This window comes from Streptomyces sp. NRRL S-31, assembly GCF_000718775.1.
GTDB lineage: Bacteria > Actinomycetota > Actinomycetes > Streptomycetales > Streptomycetaceae > Streptomyces.
This window is the reverse complement of the sequence record NZ_JOCB01000128.1, coordinates 1-20799: the sequence shown is the minus strand read 5'-3', so window position 1 is coordinate 20799 and position 20799 is coordinate 1. Positions and strand designations below refer to the sequence as shown.

Below are 20799 nucleotides of genomic sequence, written 5' to 3'. Positions count from 1 at the left end.
GGGCCGGCGCGCCGGTCGGGGGCGGGGCCGGCGCGCCGGAGCAGGGGCCCTTCGGCGACCCGGCGCGGATGTACGCCCTGCTCGCCCTGCACTGCGCGGCCCTCGGCCACCGGGCCGTGCTGGTGCCGGCCGGTGGCCGGGCGCTGGTGCTGGTGAGCGCGCTGGACCCGGATCCGGGCACGGCCCGGGCGCAGGTGGCGAAACTCGGCACCTCGCTGACCGCGCGGCTGTCGGCGACCACCGGCGTACCGGTGCGGGCGGGGCTGGGCGAGGTGGTGCCGGTGCTGGCCCGGGCGGCGGAGTCGCGCCGGACCGCCGAGCAGGCGCTGAAGGCTTTGGTGTGGACCGGGGGCGCGCGCGCCGTCGCGTGGGTCGGGGACGTGGCCGACACGATCGGCGTCCTCCAAGTGCTCGACGCCCTGCGGGACGTGGAGCTGCCGCCCGGGACCTCGGTGGCGCGGCTGGCCGCGTTCGACGCCGAGCACACCGGCAGCCGCCTCGTGGAGTCCCTGCGGGCCTACCTGGACCACTTCGGTGACGTGTCGGCCGCCGCGCGCAGCCTCTCGCTGCACCCCAACAGCCTGCGGTACCGGCTGGGCCGGATCGCCGCGGTGTCGGGCCTGGACCTGGACGACGCGGACGCCCGGCTGCTGGCGCAGCTGCAACTGCGGCTCGGTCCCGGGGAGCCGGAGCGGGGGCCGGCCCCCGGGGCGTGAGGCGGGCGCCGCCGGTCGTTTCGTGCGCCCCCACCAAAACGGGGGCGCTTCTTCGTCCCCGCGCACCACGGCACGGCCCACCGGGGCCCGGCCGCTGGGCTCGGCCACCGCCACGGGGGGTGCGCCTCTGCGGAACCGACGATGACGGCGCGCGGGCGCGGCGAGCAGCCTGGGAGCACGCCCGGGGCACCGGCCCCGGACCGCGTCCCGAGACCGGAAGGTTCGCCATGACCGCTGTGACCCGCGCCGCCGTGCGCCGCGAACACATCCTGAAGGAGGCCGTGCGGCAGGGGCTGCTGGACCCGGACCGTTCCTCGCTGGCCGGCTTCGTCGACCTCGACGGCGTCGCGGCCACGGTCGGGGCCCTGCACGAGGCCTTCCCCGGCGCGCCCGGACTGCCCGATGTCACCCACACCTTCGCCGCGAAGGCCAACTGCCTCGTGCCGGTGCTGCGGGAACTGGAGGGGCACGGGATGGGCTGCGAGGTCGCGACCGCCGGTGAACTGGCGCGGGCGCTGGCGGCCGGGTTCCCGGCCGACCGGATCGTCTTCGACTCCCCGGCCAAGTCCCGGGCCGAGCTGGAGCGGGCGCTGGCCCTGGGGGTCGCCGTCAACGCGGACAGCTTCCAGGAGCTGGAGCGGATCGACGGACTGCTGGCGGGCCGCGCCCCGGCGTCACGGATCGGCGTACGGCTCAACTGCCAGGTCGGCGGCGGCGCCATCGCCGCGATGAGCACCGCCACGCACACCTCGAAGTTCGGCGTGCCGCTGACCGATCCCGGCAACCGGGAGCGGCTGCTGCGGGCGTTCGCCGAGCGCCCGTGGCTGACCTGGGTGCACACGCACACCGGGTCGCAGGGCTGCCCGCTGGACCTGATGGCCCGCGGGGTGGCGCAGGCGGTGGACTTCGCCGACCAGGTGTCGGCGGCGTTCGGCCGGGGCCGGGTGGAGGGCATCGACATCGGCGGCGGACTCCCCGTCAACTTCGCCGACGACGAGGTCACACCGACGTTCGCCGACTACGTCGGGCAGTTGCGGGCGCACGCCCCGCGGCTCTTCGAGGGCGGGTACCGGATCGTCACCGAGTTCGGCCGTTCGCTCCTCGCCAAGAACGGCTTCATGGCCGCGTACGTCGAGTACACCAAGAGTGCCGGGGGCCGGCCGATCGCCGTGACCCACGCCGGTGTCCAGGTCGCCACCCGGACCGTGTTCGGCCCGGACGCCTGGCCGCTGCGGATCGAGGCGCACGACCGCCACGGCGCGGCCAAGCGGGGGCGGCCGGTGCGGCAGGACGTCGCCGGTCCCGCCTGCTTCGCCGGCGACCTGCTGGCCCGCGACCGGGCGCTGCCGCCGCTGGAGCCGGGCGACCTCGTCGTCGTCCCGGACACCGGCGCGTACTACTTCTCCACGCCGTTCCACTACAACAGCCTGCCCGAACCCGCCGTGCACGGGGTCCGGGCGGGCGCGGACGGCCGGGTGGAGTTCACGCTCCTGCGGCCCGCCCAGGACCCCTGGCAGCTGACGGAGCGGGACGGTGTGCGCGCCCCGTCCCGGGAGCCGGCGGGCGTGCCGTCCGGCGGGGCCCGGTGAGCGGGGGCGGCGTGTCCCGGACCGGCCACGGCCGCCCGGACGGTGACGGGCCGCTGCTGACCCAGCGCGCCGCCCTCGTGTTCCTGCTGGCCGCGCTGTCCGGCCTCGGCGCCGCCGTCCTGGCGGCGTTGGCCGGCAGCGCGTGGCCGGTCGCGGTGACGGTGGGGGCCACGGGTTCCGCCTCCGGTGTCCTCTTCTTCAAGCAGATCATCGGCTAGGCGGCGGCCGGTTCTTCGAGCGGATCACCGGCCAGGCGGCGGCCGGGGCCGTTCGGCTCAGGGGCGCAGCGCCCGCAGCAGCAGGTCGGCGAGGTGGTCGGCGACCTGCTGGGGGGTGAGCGGGCCGTCGGGGCGGTACCACGTCGACAGGTGGTGGACGGAACCGAAGTGGTAGTCCACCACCAGGTCGGCCGGGGTCGCCGTGGAGAAGACGCCCTCCCGCTGGCCCTCCTCGACGAGCGCGCGGAACCGCTCGTGGTAGCGCCGGCGCTCGGCGCGGACCTGCTTGTACTTCTCCGGGCTCAGATGATGCATGGAGCGGAAGAAGATCATCGCGTCGTCGAGGTTCTCGATCGTGGTGACGACCACGTCGGCCGCCGCGTCCCGCAGCCGCCGCTCCACGGGTTCGTCGGCGCCCGCGAAGGTGTCCAGCCGCTCCTGCTGGAGGCGCAGCACGCGCGCGTACACCTCGTGCAGCAGGTCGTCCTTGGAGCCGAAGTAGTGGTAGAGCGCCCCCTTGGTGACGCCGGCCGCCTCCACGATCTCCTGGACGGAGGTGCGGTCGTAGCCCCGCTCGGCGAAGAGCCGGGTGGCGGCGGCCAGCAGCCGCTGCGGGACAGGCGTCCCGTCTCCGTCCGTCGTCCTGGGCACTGCCGCCACCCGCCTTTCCGTGTCGCTGTCAGTTCTGGTCACCGGGGGAACGCAGTTCCCGCCGGAGGATCTTCCCACTCGCCGTCTTCGGCAGGTCGGGCAGGATCTCCACCTGACGTGGGTATTTGTACGCGGCCAGTCTCTCCTTGCAGTACGCCGCGAGTTCGTCCGGGTCCGCCTCGGCCCCCGGACGGAGGCTGATGTAGGCCTTGACGGTCTCGCCACGGTACCCGTCGGGGACCCCGACGACGGCCGCCTCGCGGACCGCCGGGTGGGTGTACAGCACGTCCTCGACCTCGCGCGGCCACACCTTGAAGCCGGACGCGTTGATCATGTCCTTCTTGCGGTCCACGACGTACAGCCAGCCCCGCTCGTCCATGAACCCGATGTCGCCGGTGCGCAGTTCGCCGTCCGGGAAGGTCTCGGCGGTGGCGTCGGGGCGGCGCCAGTAGCCGGGCACCACCTGCGGCCCGCGCACGGCGATCTCGCCGTGTTCGCCCAGGGGCACCTCCGCGCCCCGGTCGTCCAGGACGCGCACGACGGTGTCGGCGCCGGGCAGGCCGACGGAGAGCGTGCCGGAGACCGGGTCCACGGGCGCCTGGAGGTGGGGCGGCACGGAGGCGCAGGGCGCGGTGCACTCGGTGAGGCCGTAGCCGACCCTGATGTACGGCCCGAAGCGCTCCCGGAACCCCTCCACCAGGGCCGGCGGCACGGGGGCGCCGCCCGAGGAGATGTTCACGAAGGAGGTGAAGTGCTCGCGGGTGACGTCCGGGTGGGCGGCGAGCGCCATGAAGGCGGTGGAGGGGCCGACGGTGTAGTGCGGGCGGTGCTCGGCGAAGGCCGCCAGCACGACCCCGGGCTCGAAGCGGTAGGTGAGCACCAGGGTGCCCGCGCTGTTCAGGCAGGCGCCGAGCTGGCACACCATGCCGGTGATGTGGAAGAGGGGGGCGAGCGCGTAGTACACGGGCGCCTCGGGCAGTCCGAGCCCGGTGGCCTGCCGCTCGGCGTTGTGCATCACGTTGGCGTGCGTGTTGGTGGCGCCCTTGGGCGTGCCGCTGGTGCCCGAGGTGTAGCTGATCAGCGCGATGTCCGCGGGGCGCGGCAGGCGGTCCTCCGGGGCCCGGCCGCCCCGCCGGGCTACGGCCGTCAGGTCGTCGGCGTCCGGGGCCTTGGGCAGCCGTTCGAAGCCCAGCACGCGCGCGTCGTCGCGGGTCTGGAAGTCGCGCTCGCACGCGGTGAGCACGATCCGCACCGGCGAGCCGGCGGCCGTCTGCCTGAGGTACGTCTCCCAGGCCCGGTCGGAGCAGATCAGCGCGGTCGCCCCGGCGTCCCGCAGGACGTGCGCCACCTCGGCCGACTTGTACATGGGGTTGACCGGGACGACGGTCGCGCCGGCCTTCCAGGCGCCGAGCACGGCGAGTACGAAGTGCGGGGAGTTCTGGAGCAGGACGGCCACCCGGTCGCCGCGTTCCAGGCCGCGCGCGGCGAGGTGGGCGGCGACGGAGTCGGTCAGCTCGTCCACCTCGCGGTAGCTCAGGCGGGCGTCGAAGTAGGCGAGGAAGGTGCGTTCCGGTGCCTCGGCGACGGCGTCGCCGAGGGCGTGCGCGAGGGAGTCGACGGGGTGGACCGGGGCGCGCTGGGCCTCCTGGAGCAGCGCGAGCCAGGGCCGGGCGGCATAGGGGGAGGCGGTCACCGGGCGGCCTCCCACTTCTGCTGGATGTGGTTCATGGTGGTCAGCCAGCGTTCGGGGTCGTCGGCCCGCGCCTGGTAGAAGTCGGCGACCTCGGGGTGCGGCAGGATCAGGAAGCGGTCCTCCTCGATGCCCTTCAGCAGCGCGTCGGCCACGGCCTCCGGCTCGATGGCGGTGGGCTGGAGCACCAGGTCGCCCGCGCTGCCGGTGGCGGCCAGCATGTCGGTGCGGACGCCCTGCGGGCAGACGGCGTGGACCGCGATCCCCCGGTGGCGGTACGTCAGGGACAGCCATTCGGCGAAGGCGTAGGCGCCGTGCTTGGTCACGCTGTAGGAGGGGGCGCCGATCATCGTCAGCAGTCCGGCGGCGGAGACGGTGGAGACGAACCGTCCGGCGCCGCGCTCCAGCCAGTCGGGCAGCAGCGCGTGGGCGGCGCGGACGTGGGCCATCAGGTTGACGTCCCAGGCGGCCGCCCAGGTCCGCTCGTCCAGGGCCGCGCCGAGGTCGCCGTCCTGGAAGCCGACCCCCGCGTTGGCGCAGTAGACGTCCACCGTGCCGCCCAGGGCGTCCCGGGCGTCGGCGACGATCGCGGAGGCGTCGCCGGGCACGGCGGTCCCGCCGATCTCCTCGGCCACCGCCTCGGCCTTCCGGGCGTCCAGGTCGTTCACCACGACCCGGGCGCCCTCGGCGGCGAACCGCCGGGCCAGGGCGGCGCCGATCCCTCCGCCAGCCCCCGTGACGACCACTCCGGCATCCTGCACGGCTTCCACCACCGGTCTCCTTCGACGCGACGCGACTCGGCTCAGCGGCCGTCAGACTAACCGGTCGGTATGTGTAAAAGGAAGGGTGACTGCGCCAGCCTCAAGAGGCGCGGGGCGGTGCCGTCACGCGGCTTCCGCCGCGCGTGCGCCCCGCGCGCGACCACCCACAGGAGGACGCCCATGCACCTGTCCCGAAGAGACCTGCTCGCCTCGGCCACACTGGCGGCCGCCCCGACGGCCCCGACGGCCCCGACGGTCCCGAAGGCGCCCCGGCGCCCCGAGCGGCCGCGCACCGGTTTCGAGAGGCTCGCGGCCGACGGCTACGCCCTGCTCGACGGCCGGAAGGTGGGCATCGTCACCAACCCCACCGGCATCACCCGGGACGCCCGGCACATCGTCGACGTCCTGCACGCGGACCCCCGGGTCCGGCTGACGGCGGTCTTCGGCCCCGAGCACGGCTTCCGGGGCACCGCGCAGGCCGGCGGCTCCGAGGGCCGCTACGACGATCCGGCGACCGGGCTCCCGGTGTACGACACGTACCTCAAGAGCGGCCGGCCGCTCGCCGACGTCTTCACCGCCTCCGGCGTCGACACCGTGGTCTTCGACATCCAGGACGTCGGCGCCCGCTTCTACACGTACATCTGGACCCTGTACGACTGCATGGAGGCGGCCGGGCTCGCCGGCAAGCGCTTCGTCGTGCTGGACCGCCCGAACCCGGTGACCGGCCGTGCGGCCCTGGGCCCGGTGCTGCACGAGGAGTTCGCCACCTTCGTCGGCCGGAAGCCGATCGCACAGGCGCACGGCATGACCGTCGCGGAGCTGGCCCTGCTGTTCAACGGGGAGTTCCTGACCTCGCCGGTGCCGCTGGAGACGGTGCGGATGTCGGGCTGGCGGCGCGACCGGTTCCACGACGACTCCGGTCTGCCCTGGGTGCCGCCGAGCCCCAACATGCCCACGGCCGACACCGCGCTGGTGTACTCCGGCACCTGCATGTTCGAGGGCACCAACCTCTCCGAGGGGCGCGGCACCACCCGGCCCTTCGAACTGCTCGGCGCCGAGGGCGTCGACGGGCGCTGGGCCGCCGCGGCGAACGGGCTCGGGCTGCCCGGTGTGCGGTTCCGGGAGGCGTACTTCGCGCCCACGTTCTCCAAGTTCCAGGGCAGGACCGTGGGCGGGGTGCAGGTCCACGTGACCGACCGGGACGCCTACGACCCCGTGCGCACCGGGATCGCGCTGCTGGTGACCGCGCGGAAGGCGTGGGACGGCTTCGCCTGGCGGCCGGACGACTGGATCGACAAGCTCACCGGTTCCGCCCGGGTGCGCACGATGATCGACGCGGGCGCGGACACCGACGAGGTGACGGGCGCCTGGCAGGAGGAGCTGGCCGCGTTCCGGCGGATTCGAAAGGAATATCTCCTCTACGAGTAGCCCGCGTCGTATGGCCAACCCCGCGCTCCGGCAGGACGATACGTGCCGAGTGCACCGTTTCGGGGGGACGAGCCGAGGGAGCCTGGTATGGCGAAGCCTGGGACGAGCGTGACTCCCTACTGGGAGCTGACCTTCGACGCGGACGGCGACGTGGACGGCCCCGAACGGGACCGGCTGCTGGCGCAGGTCGCGGAGCGCGGCGTCCGTGACCTGATCGTCTTCTCGCACGGCTGGAACAACGACCGCTCGGGCGCGACCGCGCTGTATCGGCGCTTCTTCGCCCCGGTCCCGGAGCTGGTGCCCGGCGCCCGGCTCGGCTACGTCGGGGTGATCTGGCCGTCGATGCGGTTCAGCGACGAGCCGATCCCCGACTTCCCGCGGTCCGTGGCCGCCGTGCCGGTCGCGGCGGGGCGGCCGGCACCGCGCCCCGCCCTGGACGAGGACACCCGGCGCGCGCTGCTGGGCACCTTCCCGGGCCGGGCGGCCGTGCTGGACCGGCTGGCCCGGATGCTGGACGAGCGGCCGGACGGCACCGCGGGGCTGGCCGAGTTCGGGCGGCTGGTGGGGCTGCTGGTGGACGGCGAGGGGCGGCAGGGCGCCGCCGACACGGACGAACCCGGCGAGCCGGCCGTCGTCGGCGGGGACCCGGTGGCCGTCTGCGGGCAGTTCGCCGACGCCCTGGCCGCGCTGGGGCCGGCGGCCGGCGGGGCGGGGTTCGCCCTGCCCGATCCGTGGGAGGGCGCCAAGGAACTGCTGCGGCAGGCGGCGTACTACGCGATGAAGCGGCGGGCCGGGACGGTCGGCGAGCGTGGACTCGGTCCGCTGATCGGGCGGTTGGCCGCCGCCGCGCCCGGGGTGCGGGTGCACCTGGCCGGGCACAGCTTCGGGGGACGGCTGGTGGCGTTCGCGCTCTCCGGGCTGCCCGCGGGCGTCCGCTCGGTGAAGTCGGTGACCCTGCTCCAGGGCGCCTTCTCGCACTACGCGTTCGCGGCCCGGCTGCCGCACGCCCCGGACCGCTCGGGTGCGCTCAAGGACCGGCACCGGCGCGTCGACGGTCCGCTGGTGTGCTGCCACTCGCACTTCGACGCGGCGCTCGGCACGTTCTACCCGCTGGCGTCCCGGCTGGCCGGTGACGACCGCTCGTGCGCCGGGAACGAGATCGCGGCCGTGCTGGGCCCCCGGTGGGGCGCCATGGGGCACGACGGGGTGCAGGCGGTCGCGGACACGGCCCGGCTGGACCTGGCGGCGGCGCTCGCCGGTCCGCTGCCGGCGTCGGGCTGCGTGAACGTGGACGCGGCGGCCGTGGTCCGGCGCGGCGGGGCGCCGGCCGGGGCGCACAGCGACATCGTGCACCCCGAACTGGCGCGGGTGGTGCTGGCGGCGGGCCGTATCACCTGACCCGCCGCCCGCGGTCCGCGGCGCCGCCTCAGCGGTGTGCCGTGTACTCCACGACCTGCTGGTAGGTCGGCCGGTTCTGCCAGCTGATCTTGCCGTGCTTGATGCCGCCCAGGGTGCGCTGGGCGATCGAGTCGGCGCACCACTGGTCGCCCGCCGAGCACTGGTCGTCGCCCGGGTAGACCTGGGCGGCGGTCAGCCCGGCGGCCTGCTTCAGGGTGCCGATCAGCAGGTCCCGGCAGGCGGTGAGGCTGCCGTCGCCGCAGTACTTCCGTCCGAGCCCGCCGCGCACGGGCTCCCCGAGCACCGCCCGGATGTCCTTGTCGACATAGCTCCACCAGCCGTACTGGAAGGAGCTTCCGGCGTGCGAGCCGGTCGGGCCGTGTCCGGCGGACGGGGCCTCGTCGACCGGGAGGTTGTTGCCGATCGCGGTGTAGAGCCCGCTGCCGAGGCCGGGTTCGAACTCCGCCTTGACCAGCAGCGGCCACCAGGCGTCCAGGACGCGGATCGCGTCGGCGTCGGCGTACGTCTTCGAGCCGGCCGACGTCTCCGTGCGCCGGGCGCCCGCGGCCACCCACGCCTGGAGCTTGTTCACCGCGGCGGCGGCCGTGGGGTCGGTCACCGGCGCGGAGCCGACCACCTTGAGCAGCTTGGGCAGCACGTCCTCGGCGCGCAGGTCGGCGAGGCCCGCGTCGGCCATGGCCTGCACCAGCTTGGTGCGGGTCACCCCGCCGGCCGCGACCAGCTTCTTCACCCGGTCGTCCAGCAGGTTGCCGCGGTGCACGGACCCCTCGCCCCAGGGCGCGGCCGCGTAGTCCTCGGCCTGCTTGTTGTTCCAGGAGATGTAATAGTCCTGGTCGACGGAGCCCGGATGGGCGCCGGGCGGGGTGTAGTCGGCCCGGTTGGCCGCCGGGTCCCAGTTCCGCCACTCGTAGGCGGGCCGGGCCCACACCGGGAAGTCGGCGTCGACACCGCTCGCCCGGACCGGGTTGTCACCGCTGTTGTAGTACGCGGTGTGCCGGGAGTCGGCGTAGAACCAGTTGAAGGTGTAGTTGATGTGCTGGGTCGCGCTCTGGAAGCCCTCGGGTCCCTTGACGTAGTCCGGGTCGTTGAGCATCTGGAAGCCGATGATCGAGTCGGCCTCGTGCAGGTAGGAGGAGCGCAGGGTGGTGTAGGCGACCTTCTTGCCGCCGACGGTCGCCCGGTACGCCACCGGCCCGTACTTCGTGCGCCAGGCGCGCATGGTGTACGACCCGGCGGCCGTGCCGTCGGCCACGGTCGGCTTCCAGGCGTTCTTCTGCTCGACCTTCTCCATCGCGGTGCAGGTGCCGTGGTACAGGTAGTGGTAGTCGTCCTGGCACAGTTCGACCGCGTAGGTGTCGATGATGTCCTGGCCGGAGGTGGTAGCGCTCCAGGAGTAGTCCTGGCCGCGGCCGAGTTCGACGTACATGCTCAGGCCCGCGAAGGAGGCGCCGCGGGCGCTGATGCCGGGGCCCTGGATCTCCTGGAGCATCAGCAGCTGCGGGGCGAAGTAGCCGGTCTGCGGTCCGAAGACGGCGATCGGGTGGCCGCTGGCGGTGTGCTCGCCGCTCACCACGAGGGCGTTGGACATCCCGCGCCGGGCCGAACCCGTCGTCGCCTTCGCGGCGGTGGCGGAGGTGCTCCGGGCGGCGGCGGTGGCCGCGCTGCCCGTGCGGTCGTAGACGAGCGGTTCCGCGGTCACCGAGCCGGCGTCGGGCAGCGCCGCGCCCTGCGGGTCGGCGGGCTTGGCGCCGTACGGGAAGCTCTTGCCGTCGTGGACGGTGAGCGCGGCCTCGGGGTCGTTGCGCTCCCGGAAGGCCTCCCAGACCTTGGTGCCCTCCTCGACGCCGTACCTGGACTGGGCGGCGAGCAGGGACAGCGCGTTGTCGACCTCGCCGCCCCCGCCGGAGCCGAACAGGGAACCGATCACGGAGGCCAGCGCCACCATGTCGGTGACCTTGAAGTGTTCTATGGTGCCGGCGTTGGTGATCGAGTCCTTGTGGCCGGTCAGGACGTACTCGCCGGGGAAGTAACGGCCGCTGTCGGAGGCGTCGATGTAGGCGTTGACACCGGCGAGGTAGGCGTTGACGTCGGCGAGGGCCTGCTGGCCGCGGGCGCCGCTGCCGGCCACGGCGTTGTCGATCTGCGCCTGGAGGTCGGCCTCGGTATAGGGCGCGTTGCGGTAGAACTGCTGCTCCAGGCCCTGGTTGGCGGCGGCGCCGCCGGCGAAGGAGGTCAGCTGGCCGCGTCCGACGTGCCGGAAGACGTCCATCAGCCACAGCCGGTCCTCGGCCGCCGCGTATCCGGCGCCGAACTCGGTGCCGTAGCGGGTGGTGCCCGTGATGTGCGGCACGCCGGTCTTCTTGTCGCGGACGATGGTCACGTCACCGCGGCCGGCCGGTTTCTCGGTGGAGGCGACCTGGTCGGAAGGGACGCCGAAGGAGGCGTCGTTGAAAAAGGTGTTGATCTTCGCATCCGTCAGGCCCGTGTAGCCGGTGGCCAGGCCGGCGTATGGGCCGAGCTGGTCCTCGGCGTGCGCCGGCTGGGTGCCGAAGGCCTGGTTGAGCAGGATCTGCGCGAGGGTCGCGTTGCCGTTCTCGCCGGGCGGCAGGATGTCCGAACACTGGCCGCCGCAGTAGTCGTTGGGGGCCGTGGCACCGGGCGCCGCCGTCGCGGTCCGGGTGAGGGGAGAGAGAAGAGCGGAGACGAGCACGCATACGGACGCCGTCTTCAGGAACCCGAGAGGAAAGCGGGACGTTCTCAGTCTGTCGCGAGCGGTACGTGGGGTTCGCCGTGGCATGGCAGCTCCTAGCGACTGGGATGGCCGAACGTTACCGCCGGTATCCCCAGCTTTAAAGGTGAACATGCGTCACTTTCCGGAGTACGCGAGCGGATACCGAGAAGAGCGAGAAGAGATGGAGCCGAATCGCCTGTCGATACGTCTATTCGACGACGTCCGTGCGACGACGCCGAAGTGACCGGAGTACAGGTGCAGGTGTGACGGAGGTGCAGGGCGATGGCCGGTTTCCGGAGTCTGGCGAGACAGGTACGTGACCCGGACTGCGATCTGGCACTGCGGCGGTATTCGCTGCGCAAGTGCCTGGAGAAGTTCGCCCCTTACGGGCATCGGGCGACGTGGGACCATCTGTGCTCCCGGGCGGGCTTCGGCCCGGAGGACCGCTCCCCCGATCCGGCGCGGCTCGTGGCCGCGCTGGAGGAGCTGGAGGCGGCGCGGGACGTCTGGCTCGCCTACGAGACGGACTTCACCGAGCGCAGGCGGAAGGAGAAGCACGACGGGCTGCGCCGGCCGGGCAGCGTGGACGACTGGCACCGGCTGACCTGGGGCGGGTTCGGCGTCGCCTGGTGCGACAACCCCCGGGTGCATCCCGGGGCGCCGCTCGCGGAGGTGCTGCGCCGGCTGATCGCCGCGCTGGAGCGGGAGCCGGGTTCGTCGTGCCCGGTCTGCGGCGGGGAGCGGCTGGTGTGGAGGTACGGGCTGGACCACGAGCCGTCCTCCGGCCCGGTCTGCGCGGACTGCGGCATCCTGGTGCCGCGCCCCGTCCTGAGCACCCGGGCCCTCCAGTACGCCGGTCGGGCCCGTCTGTTGATGACGGCCTGAGCGGCGGGGTGCCACCGGGACGATCCGGGCGGCGGGCCGGGGCCGGGCAGGGGTGCGCAGGGGATGCCGCGCCCCTTCCGCCGGGCACGGGGGCCGTCGCCGGTGGGCGGTGGGCGGTGGCACGATCGGGGCATGGTGCAGGTGTGTCTCAACGGGTCCCGCTCGGCCGCCGACGGCCCGGGGGTGCCGATGTCCCCGGCGGAGCTGCCGCGTTCCGCCGCCGAGGCGGTGGCGGCCGGCGCGACGTCGGTCCACGTCCACCCCAAGACGCCGTGCGGGCACGACCGTCTCTCCCCGCGCGTGCCGGCCCCGGTGCTGGACGCGCTCCGGGCGCGGGTACGGGTCCCGGTCGGGGTGACCACGGGCGCCTGGGCGGAGCCCGATCCGGCGGCCCGGCTCGCCCGGGTGCGCTCCTGGACGGCGCTGCCCGACTTCGCCTCGGTCAACTGGCACGAGCCGGGCGCCGAGGAGGTCGCCGCGGAACTGCTCGCCCGGGGCGTGGGCGTGGAGGCGGGCATCTGGTCCGGCACCGAGGGGGCGCGCCGGTTCGCGGCCTCGCCGCTCGGACCGCGGGTGCTGCGGGTGTTGGCCGAGGTGACCGACCCGGAGCCGGCGGGCGCCGCCGCGTGGGCGCTGCCGGCCGAGCCGGGCGAGGCGCACGGCCGGCCGGTCCTGCTGCACGGCGAGGAGGGCGGCACCTGGCCCGTGCTGCGGCTGGCGGGCCGGCTGGGCCTGGCCACGCGGATCGGGATGGAGGACACGCTGCTCCTGCCGGACGGCCGACGGGCCGTGTCCAACGCCCGGTTGGTGACGGAGGCGCTGGCCCGGCACGGGTGAGCGCCGCGCCGGCCGCGCGGCGCGGGACTCCCTCTCAGGGACTCAGCGACGTTCCGCCATGAGCCGCGACCCGGTCAGCCGGTCGCCGAACACGTCGTCCGGGTTGGTCAGGACGCAGGTCTCCAGCGACAGGCACCCGCACCCGATGCAGTCGGTGAGGTGGTCGCGCAGCCGGTTCAGCTGCTTGATCCGCTCCTCCAGTTCCGAGCGCCACTTCTCCGACAGCCGGGCCCAGTCCTCCCTGGTCGGCGTCCGCCCCTCGGGCAGCTCGGCCAGGGCCTCGCGGATCGTGGCGAGCGGGATGCCGACCCGCTGGGCGGCGCGGACGAAGGCGACCCGGCGCAGCGTGTCGCGGCCGTACCGGCGCTGGTTGCCGGGTGTGCGCCGGCTGGTGATCAGGCCTTTGGACTCGTAGAAGTGCAGGGCGGACACCGCGGCTCCGCTGCGCGCGGCCAGCTGTCCGACGGTCAGCTCGTGGACCTTCTCTGGAATCTGGGGCACTCCTCAGAGATTACAGAGATCACCCGCCCCGCCCGGCCCGGCGTTGACATCACCCCGGCACCCGAGCATGCTAAGCAGTTGCTTAGAGACGCGAGCGAGAGGCCGGGAACATGGCAGAACCGAGGACCTTCACCTCCCCCGACGAGCTGCGCACGGCCGTGGGCGAGCAGCTGGGGTACACCGACTGGGTGGAGGTCGACCAGAAGCGGATCGACCTGTTCGCCGAGGCGACCGGGGACCACCAGTGGATCCACGTGGACCCGGAGAGGGCCGCCGCCGGGCCGTTCGGGACCACCATCGCCCACGGCTACCTCACCCTGTCACTGCTCCCGCTCTTCGGGCCGCAGCTCATCCGGGTCGAGGGCGTGAGGATGGGCGTCAACTACGGGACCAACAAGGTCCGCTTCCCGGCCCCCGTCCCGGTCGGCTCCCGACTGCGCGCCACCGCGCGGATCACCGGCGTCGAGGACGTCACCGGCGGTGTGCAGGTGACGGTGGCGTTCACCGTGGAGCGCGAGGGCGGCGACAAACCGGTGTGCGTGGCGGAGTCGGTGTCCCGGTACTACCTGTAGCTCCCGGCACCACCCATAGGTCCCGGTACTACCTGTAGGTTCCGGCACCACCTATAGGTCCCGGCACTACCTGTAGTCCGGGGCGGACCGCCGGACCTGCCCGGCCCCGACCATGCGCAGCACGAGGTCGGCGTAGAGCGCGCCGACCTCCTCGGGGGTGCGCGGGCCGTCGATGTTGAACCAGCGGGCCACGTCGATGCAGAGCGACAGCACGGCGAGCGTGGTGCCCTGCACGTCCGCGACGTCGAACTCGCCCGCGGCCACCCCGTCCTCGATGATCCCGCGCACCTCCGCGTCCACCTGGCGGCGCAGCGCGACGATCTCCGCGCGGGCCTCGGGGCCGAGGGCGTCCAGCTCGTACTGCACGACCCGCGCGGTGGTGCGCCGGCCGGCGTGCCAGCGGACGAAGGAGCTGACCCCGTCGGCCAGCCGCTCCGCGGCGCTGCCCTCGCGGCGGGCCGCGGTACGCAGGATGCCGAGGGCCCTGTCGTGGCCGATGCGGCTGATCCGGTGGAGCAGCTCTTCCTTGGTCTTGTAGTGGATGTAGAGCGCGGCCGGGCTCATGCCGGCGCGGCCGGCGATGTCCCGGGTCGTCGTCGCGTGGTAGCCGCGCTCGGCGAAGGCCTCGACCGCGGCGACGAGCAGCCGCCGGGCCGCGTCAGGGGTGACCTCTTCCCACGGCTCCACTTCACCGCCGGTCGTCTCCTCCGCCGTACTCATCGCTCGCTCGCCCCTCTCGGTACAGGAGCACCACCATACCGCCGCCGGTGAGCGGGCGCTTAGCGTGGCCGCTCAGAGCTTTTCGAAGGGGTCGTGCTCGGCGAGCAGCCGCTCCACGCGGGCCTGGTCGACACGGCTGACGATCCGGCCGGCCTCCTGCCGGTCGCGGACCACCTTGGCGAGGGTGAAGGCGGAGGTCACCAGGTACAGGACGGCGATGGCCAGGAAGCCGCGGACCCAGGCGTTGGCGTCCAGCCGGAAGATGCCGATGGCCGTGGCCGCCATGGCGACCGAGAAGGAGGCGATGGCCTGGCCGTGGAAGGCGTTCGTGGTCTCGTGCTTGACCGGTGTATCATTCATGGCTCACAGCATCGGCGGGCGCCGCCCGCGCCACATCCGCCGGAGTACTCAGGGGGTACTCAGAACGCCGAGACCCCGGTGAGGGCGCGCCCGATGAGCAGCTTCTGGATCTGGCTGGTGCCCTCGTAGAGGGTCATCACCCGGGCGTCCCGCAGGAGTTTGCCGGCCGGGTACTCGTCGATGTAGCCGTAGCCGCCGAAGACCTGGAGGGCGTTGTTCGCCGCGCGCACCGCGGCCTCGGAGGCGAACAGCTTGGCCTTGGAGGACTCGACGGCGAACGGCTCGCCCCGGTCGATCAGATCGGCGACCCGCCAGGTGAGCAGCCGGGCCGCGTCGACGTCGACGGCGATGTCGCTGATCAGCTCCTGCACCAGCTGGTGCCGGGCGATGGGCCCCCCGAACTGCTCGCGCTCACCGGCGTACCACACGGCCGCGTCCAGCGCGGCCTGCGCTATGCCGACGCAGCCCGCGGCCACCGACATCCGGCCCTTGGCGAGCGCGGACATGGCGACGGAGAAGCCCTTGCCCTCCTCGCCGAGCATGGCCGAGGCGGGCACGCGCACGTCCTCGAGTACCAGTTCGGCGGTGGCCTGGCCGCGCAGGCCGAGCTTGCCGTGCACGGTACGGCGGGTCAGGCCCGGGGTGTCGGTGGGGACCAGGAAGGCGGTGACGCCCTTGTGGCCGGGGGCGTCGGTGGAGCGGGCGAAGAGCAGGACGACGTCCGCCCACGTCCCGTTCGTGATGAACATCTTGGTGCCGTTGACGACGTAGTCGTCGCCGTCGCGCACGGCGCGGGTGGTGAGGTTGCCCGCGTCGGAGCCGGTGCCGGGCTCGGTGAGGCCGAAGCAGCCGACGTACTCGCCGGCGGTGAGCCCGGGCAGCCAGCGCCGCTTCTGCTCCTCGCTCCCCCAGGCGGCGACCGTCTTGGCGACGAGCCCGAGGGAGACGGAGACGATGCCGCGGACGGACGAGTCGCCGCGCCCCAGCTCCTCCGTGACCAGGCAGTACGCGAGGTGGTCACCGCCCGAGCCGCCGTACTCCTCGTCGATGGTCAGCCCCAGGAAGCCGACCTCGCCGAGCTTCTTCACGATGCCCCGGTCGACCTCCTCGGCGCGGTCCCAGGCGACGACGTGCGGGGCGATCTCGCGCGCCACGAAGTCCCGGGCGAGCCGCCGTACGGCCGCCTGCTCCTCGCTGAGCCCCAGGTTCACCACGGAATCACCCCACACCAGACGGAAAGGTCGCCGGACCTTGAAAGCCGTACATTTAAATTAGCACTGCTAGTTTCCGGTCGCAGCCCTACTATGTGCGCCATGGCCCGACCGCGCAAGCCCCTCCTCAGCACCGACCGGATCGTCGAGACGGCCCGGGAGCTCGTGGACCGGGAGGGCCTGGCGGCCGTCTCCACCCGCCGGCTCGCCGCCGAGCTGGGGGTGAGCGGTCCCTCGCTCTACAACCACTTCCGCACCAAGGACGAGATCCTGGAGGCGGTCGCGGACTCGGTGAGCGCCCTGGTCGACCTGTCGATGTTCGAGGACGGCCGGGACTGGCGGACCGCGCTGCACGACTGGGCCGTCTCCTACCGGGCCGCCCTGCGCGACCACCCGAACATCGTCCCGGTCCTCGCCCGGGGTCCCGGCCGCCGCCCCGCCGCGCTGCGGCTGGCCGACGCGGTCTACGGCGCGATGGTCGACGCGGGCTGGCCGGCGGCGCAGGCCACCTCCATCGGCGCGCTGATGCGGTACTTCATCATGGGCTCGGCGCTCGGTTCGTTCGCCGGCGGCTTCGTGGACGACGCGAGCGCGTACGACCCCGCCGACTACCCCCACCTCGGCCAGGCCCACCTGCTCGCCGAGCAGCAGGAGAAGATCGACGAGCGGGCCTTCGAGACGGGGCTCGGCGCGCTGCTGGACGGGCTGGCGCAGCAGTACCAGCGGGTACGGGTGTGACCCTTCGGCGGGCGCCGGAGCACGGGGGTCCCCTGCCGGCCGCATGAGCCTCAAGACCCCCGGACAGCGGACCGCGCCGCACCGACCGGGCTGACCACCGATCGGACCCGGCGGACCGCGTGCCCGCCGACACCCCTGGACGGACGCGCGCAGCCCGCCGGGGAGCCGCCGGGCACGCCTCGGGGTCGCCACGTCCACGCCCAGCGAGCACCTGGGCGAGCCGGTGACCGGCGGCCCGCTCCCGGACGAGCCGCGGGTCCGGCACCGGTAGGTCCGGCCCGGCCGACGCGCGCGCCGCGCACCTGGCCGAGGACCTCGCCGCACAGGTGCCCCCGGCCCGGGGGCGGAACCGCTACGACCACCTCGTCGGCCGGCTGGGCACCACGGTCACGGACGCGCTCATCCGGCGGGGGCCGCTCCGGCAGGACACGAGGCTTGCGTGGTCCGGCTCGGCGGGCGTCGGGTTCGACCGCTGCGCGCGGCGTCCGGACGGACCGGGCCGGCTCGGCCGGCGTCGGTCTCAACCGCTGCGCGCGGCGTCCGCCGGCCCGGGCGTACCTGGACCGAACCGAACGGCGACCGCCCCTCGCGGGGGCCGCACCGGGCCGCGGCCAGGCCGCCGCGGCCCGAGCGGGTGCCCTGGGCGTCAGAAGACCACGAGCGCCCGGCCGCCCTTGCCGGCCAGCATGTTGTCGAAGGCCGCCGGGATGCCCTCCAGCCCGATCCGCTCCGTGACCAGGGCCGAGAGGTCCAGGCGGCCCTCGCGTACGTGCGCGGCGAGCACCGGCAGGTCGCGGGCCGGGTCGGTGTTGCCGTAGACGCAGCCGGAGAGCGTGCGGCCCCAGTGGAAGAGTTCCAGGGCGTTGAAGGTGACCTGCTGGTCCTTGCCGCCGATGCCGACGACCGTCGTACGGCCGCCCCGGCGGGTGGACTCCCAGGCGGCGCGGATCGAGACCGCGCGGCCCGCGCACTCCACGGCCACGTCGACGCCCTGCCCGCCGGTGCGGGCGCGGATCTCGCGGGGCGTGGTGCCGGAGGCGAGGACGTAGTCGGTGGCGCCGGCCGCGCGGGCCAGTTCCTCCTTCTCCGGCGAGACGTCGACGGCGATGATCCGGGAGGCGCCCGCGATGCGGGCCGACTGGACGGTGGCGAGGCCCACCCCGCCGACGCCGAACACGGCGACGCTCTCGCCGGGCCGGACCCGCGCCGCGTGGTGGACGGCTCCGTAGCCGGTGAGCACCGCGCAGCCCAGCAGGGCGGCGTCCACCGGCTCCACCCCGTCCGGTACCGGCAGCACACAGGACTCCGGGACGACCGTCTCCTCGGCGAACGCGGCCACGTTCAGCCCGGGGTGCAGCTCCGTGCCGTCGGTGGTGCGCGCGTACACCTCGGCGGCGCCGTTCAGCGCGTTGGCGCACAGCCAGACCTCGCCGAGCGCGCAGGCGTGGCAGGCGCCGCAGGCGGGCGCCCAGTTGAGGACGACGGGGGCGCCGGGGGCGACGCCGGTGACGCCCTCGCCGACGGCGACGACGGTGCCGGCGCCCTCGTGGCCGAGCACGGCCGGGACCGGCACCCGCATGGTGCCGTCGGACAGGGACAGGTCGGAGTGGCAGACACCGGCGGCGGCGAGGCGGACCCGGACCTGTCCGGGGCCCGGGTCGGGCAGCTCGATGCCGGTGATCTCCAGGGGGGCGCCGATCGCGGGCAGGACGGCGGCTCGTACGGCCATGGGTGACGGACTCCCTTAGAACTGGAGGGACTTGGTCTGAAGGTACTCGGCGAGTCCGTGCGTGCCGAGTTCCCGGCCGACGCCGGACTGCTTGTAGCCGCCGAACGGCGCGAGCGGGTTGAACCGGCCGCCGTTGATGTCGACCTGGCCGGTGTCCATGCGGCGCGCGAAGGCCGCGGCCTCGGCGTCGTCGGCGGCCCAGACGGCGCCCGCGAGGCCGTACACCGTGCCGTTGGCGATGCGCAGGGCGTCCTCCTCGTCCTCGTAGCGGAGGATCGTGAGGACCGGGCCGAAGATCTCCTCCCGGGCGATCGTCATCTCCGGGGTGACGTCGGCGAAGACGGTGGGGGCGACGAAGTAGCCGGTCTCGCGCGGGGCTTCGGGGCCGCCCGCGACCAGCCGGGCGCCCTCGGCGACGCCCTGCTCGATGTAACCGCGCACCTGGTCCCGCTGCCGGGCGCTGACCAGCGGGCCGATGCGGTCGCCGTACTTGGCGGCGGCGGCTCCGGCCAGCTCCACGGCCTCGTCGTACTGGTCGCGGTGGACCAGCATCCGGGTCCAGGCGCTGCACGTCTGGCCGGAGTTGGACATCACATGGGCGACGCCGACGTTGACCGCCCGGGCCAGGTCGGCGCCGGGCAGGATGACGTTGGCGGACTTGCCGCCCAGTTCGAGGGCGACCTTCTTCACGGCCCCGCCGGCCACCGCGCCGATCCGCCGGCCGACGGCGGTGGAGCCGGTGAAGGAGACCAGGTCCACGTCCGGGTGCTCGGCGAGGGCCTGTCCGGCGACCGGGCCGAGACCGGTGACCAGGTTGAACACGCCCGCGGGCAGGCCCGCCTCGTGGACCGCCTCGGCGAACAGCTGGGCGGTGAGGGGGGTGTCCTCGGCGGGCTTGAGGACGATCGCGCAGCCGGCGGCGAGGGCCGGGGCGACCTTGGCGACGATCTGGTGGAGGGGGTAGTTCCACGGGGTGATCGCGCCGACCACCCCGATCGGCTCGTGCAGGATCGTGGAGTTGCCGGCCCGCTCCTCGAAGGGATGGGTGGCGGCCAGTTCCGCGTAGGAGCCCGCGACCGCGATCGGCAGGCCCGCGTGCACGGCCTGCGAGAGCTTCGGCGGCGAGCCCAGCTCGGCGGTGACCGTCTCGGCGATCTCGTCCGCGCGGGCCACGAGGGCGTCCCGGAGCGCGGCGAGGCGCCCGGCGCGTTCGGCCGGGGGTGTGGCGGCCCAGCCGGGCAGGGCGGCGCGCGCGGCCCGTACGGCGGTGTCGACGTCCAGCACCCCGCCCGCCGGGACCCGGCCGATGACCTGCTCGTCGGCGGGGTTGACGACCTCGATCACATCCCGGCTCGCGGCGGGGCGCCAGGCGCCGTCGATGTACAGGGCGTCATGTGGCTTCATGCTGTGTCCTCCCGGCGGGTCCGCGTCCTCCGGCACACAAACTAGCGGTGATAGTTTTGGTGCGCCAGACGTTCCCGGGGGCGCGGACGCGCCGGGGCACCGTCGCGAACGGCCCGACCGGCGCGGACCGCGGGTCCGCGTCTACCGGGCCGTTCGGTCACCTCGCCGCCGTCAGGTGGGCGAAGACCACCACGTTGCTGGTGTAGCCGGTACGCCGGCTGAACAGGCCGCCGCAGGTGATGACCCGCAGCTCCGGGCGCCCGGCGGGGCCGTAGACCTCCCGGTCGGGGAAGCCGGCCTTGTCGAAGACCCGCACCCGGTCCACGGAGTAGACGGCGGTACGCCCGTCCGCGCGCCGGACCTCGACGGTCCTGCCGGGCTTGACCTGGGCGAGCCCGGCGAACACGGCCGGCCCGGTCCGGGTGTCGCGGTGCCCGACGGCGACGGCGGTGCCGGCCTCGCCCGGCGTGGGGCCGCCCTCGTACCAGCCGACCACCTTGGGCCGGTCGACGGGAGGTGTCCGCAACCGCCGCTCCGCGTCGAGCCGCAGGGGGATGACCGGGACGTCGATCCCGAGGGAGGGCATGCGGAAGGACGTCGGCCGGGACCGGGGCAGCGGGCGGGGCGGCGGGGCGGCGG

General features: G+C 74.1%; 20 protein-coding genes and 1 pseudogene. 10 read left to right on the top strand and 11 right to left on the bottom strand.

Annotated features, from left to right (window positions below):
• The 3 genes from IF37_RS0134730 to IF37_RS0134720 all read left to right on the top strand — a co-directional run.
• On the top strand, window positions 1–716 hold a 716-nt coding region (locus IF37_RS0134730), incomplete at its 5' end, for a CdaR family transcriptional regulator (RefSeq protein WP_030752218.1).
• A gap of 227 nt (window positions 717–943) precedes the next feature.
• On the top strand, window positions 944–2305 hold the full coding sequence (locus IF37_RS0134725; protein WP_052845534.1) for a diaminopimelate decarboxylase: 1362 nt from the start codon (window positions 944–946) through the stop codon (window positions 2303–2305).
• Between the two features lie 11 nt (window positions 2306–2316).
• Window positions 2317–2523 (top strand): hypothetical protein, encoded by a 207-nt coding sequence (locus tag IF37_RS0134720; RefSeq protein WP_158727437.1) that lies wholly within the window; start codon window positions 2317–2319, stop codon window positions 2521–2523.
• Window positions 2524–2580: 57 nt separating this feature from the next.
• Here IF37_RS0134720 and IF37_RS0134715 read toward each other — a convergent pair whose 3' ends face one another.
• From IF37_RS0134715 to IF37_RS0134705, 3 genes are read right to left on the bottom strand one after another with little or no spacing between them, the layout of a single operon-like run.
• On the bottom strand, window positions 2581–3174 hold the full coding sequence (locus tag IF37_RS0134715) for a TetR/AcrR family transcriptional regulator (RefSeq protein ID WP_030752208.1): 594 nt from the start codon (window positions 3172–3174) through the stop codon (window positions 2581–2583).
• A gap of 28 nt (window positions 3175–3202) precedes the next feature.
• Window positions 3203–4867 (bottom strand): class I adenylate-forming enzyme family protein, encoded by a 1665-nt coding sequence (locus tag IF37_RS0134710; protein WP_030752204.1) that lies wholly within the window; start codon window positions 4865–4867, stop codon window positions 3203–3205.
• Window positions 4864–5637 (bottom strand): SDR family oxidoreductase, encoded by a 774-nt coding sequence (locus tag IF37_RS0134705; protein WP_030752201.1) that lies wholly within the window; start codon window positions 5635–5637, stop codon window positions 4864–4866. Before IF37_RS0134705 ends, IF37_RS0134710 begins: the two co-directional genes overlap by 4 nt.
• Before the next feature lie 168 nt (window positions 5638–5805).
• Between IF37_RS0134705 and IF37_RS0134700 the strand changes: the two genes are divergently transcribed.
• Window positions 5806–7053, top strand: a complete 1248-nt coding sequence (locus IF37_RS0134700; protein ID WP_030752198.1) for an exo-beta-N-acetylmuramidase NamZ domain-containing protein — start codon at window positions 5806–5808, stop codon at window positions 7051–7053.
• An 87-nt stretch (window positions 7054–7140) separates the two neighbouring features.
• Window positions 7141–8451: a hypothetical protein gene (locus tag IF37_RS0134695; RefSeq protein WP_030752196.1), complete on the top strand. Its 1311-nt coding sequence runs from the start codon at window positions 7141–7143 to the stop codon at window positions 8449–8451.
• Between the two features lie 28 nt (window positions 8452–8479).
• On the opposite strand, the gene IF37_RS0134690 is transcribed toward IF37_RS0134695, so the two are convergent.
• Window positions 8480–11269 carry a penicillin acylase family protein gene (locus IF37_RS0134690; RefSeq protein ID WP_030752194.1) on the bottom strand — a complete coding sequence of 930 codons (2790 nt, stop codon included), beginning with the start codon at window positions 11267–11269 and terminating at the stop codon, window positions 8480–8482.
• 216 nt (window positions 11270–11485) lie between these two features.
• Between IF37_RS0134690 and IF37_RS0134685 the strand changes: the two genes are divergently transcribed.
• Both IF37_RS0134685 and IF37_RS0134680 read left to right on the top strand, forming a co-directional pair.
• On the top strand, window positions 11486–12088 hold the full coding sequence (locus IF37_RS0134685; RefSeq protein ID WP_030752193.1) for a hypothetical protein: 603 nt from the start codon (window positions 11486–11488) through the stop codon (window positions 12086–12088).
• A 132-nt stretch (window positions 12089–12220) separates the two neighbouring features.
• Entirely contained in the window at window positions 12221–12925 is a 705-nt protein-coding gene (locus IF37_RS0134680) for a 3-keto-5-aminohexanoate cleavage protein (RefSeq protein WP_030752192.1), read from the top strand.
• A 42-nt stretch (window positions 12926–12967) separates the two neighbouring features.
• Here the strand turns inward: IF37_RS0134680 and soxR are convergent, their stop codons facing one another.
• Window positions 12968–13426, bottom strand: coding sequence for a redox-sensitive transcriptional activator SoxR (gene soxR, locus IF37_RS0134675; RefSeq protein ID WP_030752191.1), 459 nt, complete (start codon window positions 13424–13426; stop codon window positions 12968–12970).
• A gap of 110 nt (window positions 13427–13536) precedes the next feature.
• Between soxR and IF37_RS0134670 the strand changes: the two genes are divergently transcribed.
• Entirely contained in the window at window positions 13537–13998 is a 462-nt protein-coding gene (locus IF37_RS0134670) for a MaoC family dehydratase (RefSeq protein WP_030752189.1), read from the top strand.
• A gap of 66 nt (window positions 13999–14064) precedes the next feature.
• On the opposite strand, the gene IF37_RS0134665 is transcribed toward IF37_RS0134670, so the two are convergent.
• The 3 genes from IF37_RS0134665 to IF37_RS0134655 all read right to left on the bottom strand — a co-directional run bounded on the left by IF37_RS0134665 (window position 14065) and on the right by IF37_RS0134655 (window position 16289).
• Window positions 14065–14718 (bottom strand): TetR/AcrR family transcriptional regulator, encoded by a 654-nt coding sequence (locus IF37_RS0134665; protein ID WP_030752186.1) that lies wholly within the window; start codon window positions 14716–14718, stop codon window positions 14065–14067.
• A 72-nt stretch (window positions 14719–14790) separates the two neighbouring features.
• Window positions 14791–15078, bottom strand: coding sequence for a YiaA/YiaB family inner membrane protein (locus IF37_RS0134660; RefSeq protein ID WP_030752183.1), 288 nt, complete (start codon window positions 15076–15078; stop codon window positions 14791–14793).
• Between the two features lie 59 nt (window positions 15079–15137).
• Window positions 15138–16289: an acyl-CoA dehydrogenase family protein gene (locus tag IF37_RS0134655; protein WP_030752181.1), complete on the bottom strand. Its 1152-nt coding sequence runs from the start codon at window positions 16287–16289 to the stop codon at window positions 15138–15140.
• Between the two features lie 102 nt (window positions 16290–16391).
• Between IF37_RS0134655 and IF37_RS0134650 the strand changes: the two genes are divergently transcribed.
• On the top strand, window positions 16392–17027 hold the full coding sequence (locus IF37_RS0134650; protein ID WP_030752178.1) for a TetR/AcrR family transcriptional regulator: 636 nt from the start codon (window positions 16392–16394) through the stop codon (window positions 17025–17027).
• A 90-nt stretch (window positions 17028–17117) separates the two neighbouring features.
• A pseudogene (locus tag IF37_RS46200) lies at window positions 17118–17627 on the top strand (transcriptional regulator); the annotation flags it as partial.
• A 46-nt stretch (window positions 17628–17673) separates the two neighbouring features.
• Here the strand turns inward: IF37_RS46200 and IF37_RS0134645 are convergent.
• The 3 genes from IF37_RS0134645 to IF37_RS0134635 form a co-directional block, all read right to left on the bottom strand.
• Complete coding sequence (locus IF37_RS0134645; protein ID WP_030752174.1) at window positions 17674–18756, bottom strand: Zn-dependent alcohol dehydrogenase; 1083 nt, start codon at window positions 18754–18756, stop codon at window positions 17674–17676.
• Window positions 18757–18771: 15 nt separating this feature from the next.
• Complete coding sequence (locus IF37_RS0134640; RefSeq protein ID WP_030752171.1) at window positions 18772–20160, bottom strand: aldehyde dehydrogenase family protein; 1389 nt, start codon at window positions 20158–20160, stop codon at window positions 18772–18774.
• Between the two features lie 157 nt (window positions 20161–20317).
• On the bottom strand, window positions 20318–20799 hold a 482-nt coding region (locus IF37_RS0134635; RefSeq protein ID WP_030752168.1), incomplete at its 5' end, for a class F sortase.

Bases quoted from the DNA above. Each gene is read 5' to 3' on its own strand.
- IF37_RS0134725 (WP_052845534.1), top strand. From the start codon at position 944: ATGACCGCTGTGACCCGCGCCGCCGTGCGCCGCGAACACATCCTGAAG.
- IF37_RS0134700 (WP_030752198.1), top strand. From the start codon at position 5,806: ATGCACCTGTCCCGAAGAGACCTGCTCGCCTCGGCCACACTGGCGGCC.
- IF37_RS0134695 (WP_030752196.1), top strand. From the start codon at position 7,141: ATGGCGAAGCCTGGGACGAGCGTGACTCCCTACTGGGAGCTGACCTTC.
- IF37_RS0134690 (WP_030752194.1), bottom strand. From the start codon at position 11,269: ATGCCACGGCGAACCCCACGTACCGCTCGCGACAGACTGAGAACGTCC.
- IF37_RS0134685 (WP_030752193.1), top strand. From the start codon at position 11,486: ATGGCCGGTTTCCGGAGTCTGGCGAGACAGGTACGTGACCCGGACTGC.
- IF37_RS0134680 (WP_030752192.1), top strand. From the start codon at position 12,221: ATGGTGCAGGTGTGTCTCAACGGGTCCCGCTCGGCCGCCGACGGCCCG.
- IF37_RS0134670 (WP_030752189.1), top strand. From the start codon at position 13,537: ATGGCAGAACCGAGGACCTTCACCTCCCCCGACGAGCTGCGCACGGCC.
- IF37_RS0134665 (WP_030752186.1), bottom strand. From the start codon at position 14,718: ATGAGTACGGCGGAGGAGACGACCGGCGGTGAAGTGGAGCCGTGGGAA.
- IF37_RS0134660 (WP_030752183.1), bottom strand. From the start codon at position 15,078: ATGAATGATACACCGGTCAAGCACGAGACCACGAACGCCTTCCACGGC.
- IF37_RS0134650 (WP_030752178.1), top strand. From the start codon at position 16,392: ATGGCCCGACCGCGCAAGCCCCTCCTCAGCACCGACCGGATCGTCGAG.
- IF37_RS0134645 (WP_030752174.1), bottom strand. From the start codon at position 18,756: ATGGCCGTACGAGCCGCCGTCCTGCCCGCGATCGGCGCCCCCCTGGAG.
- IF37_RS0134640 (WP_030752171.1), bottom strand. From the start codon at position 20,160: ATGAAGCCACATGACGCCCTGTACATCGACGGCGCCTGGCGCCCCGCC.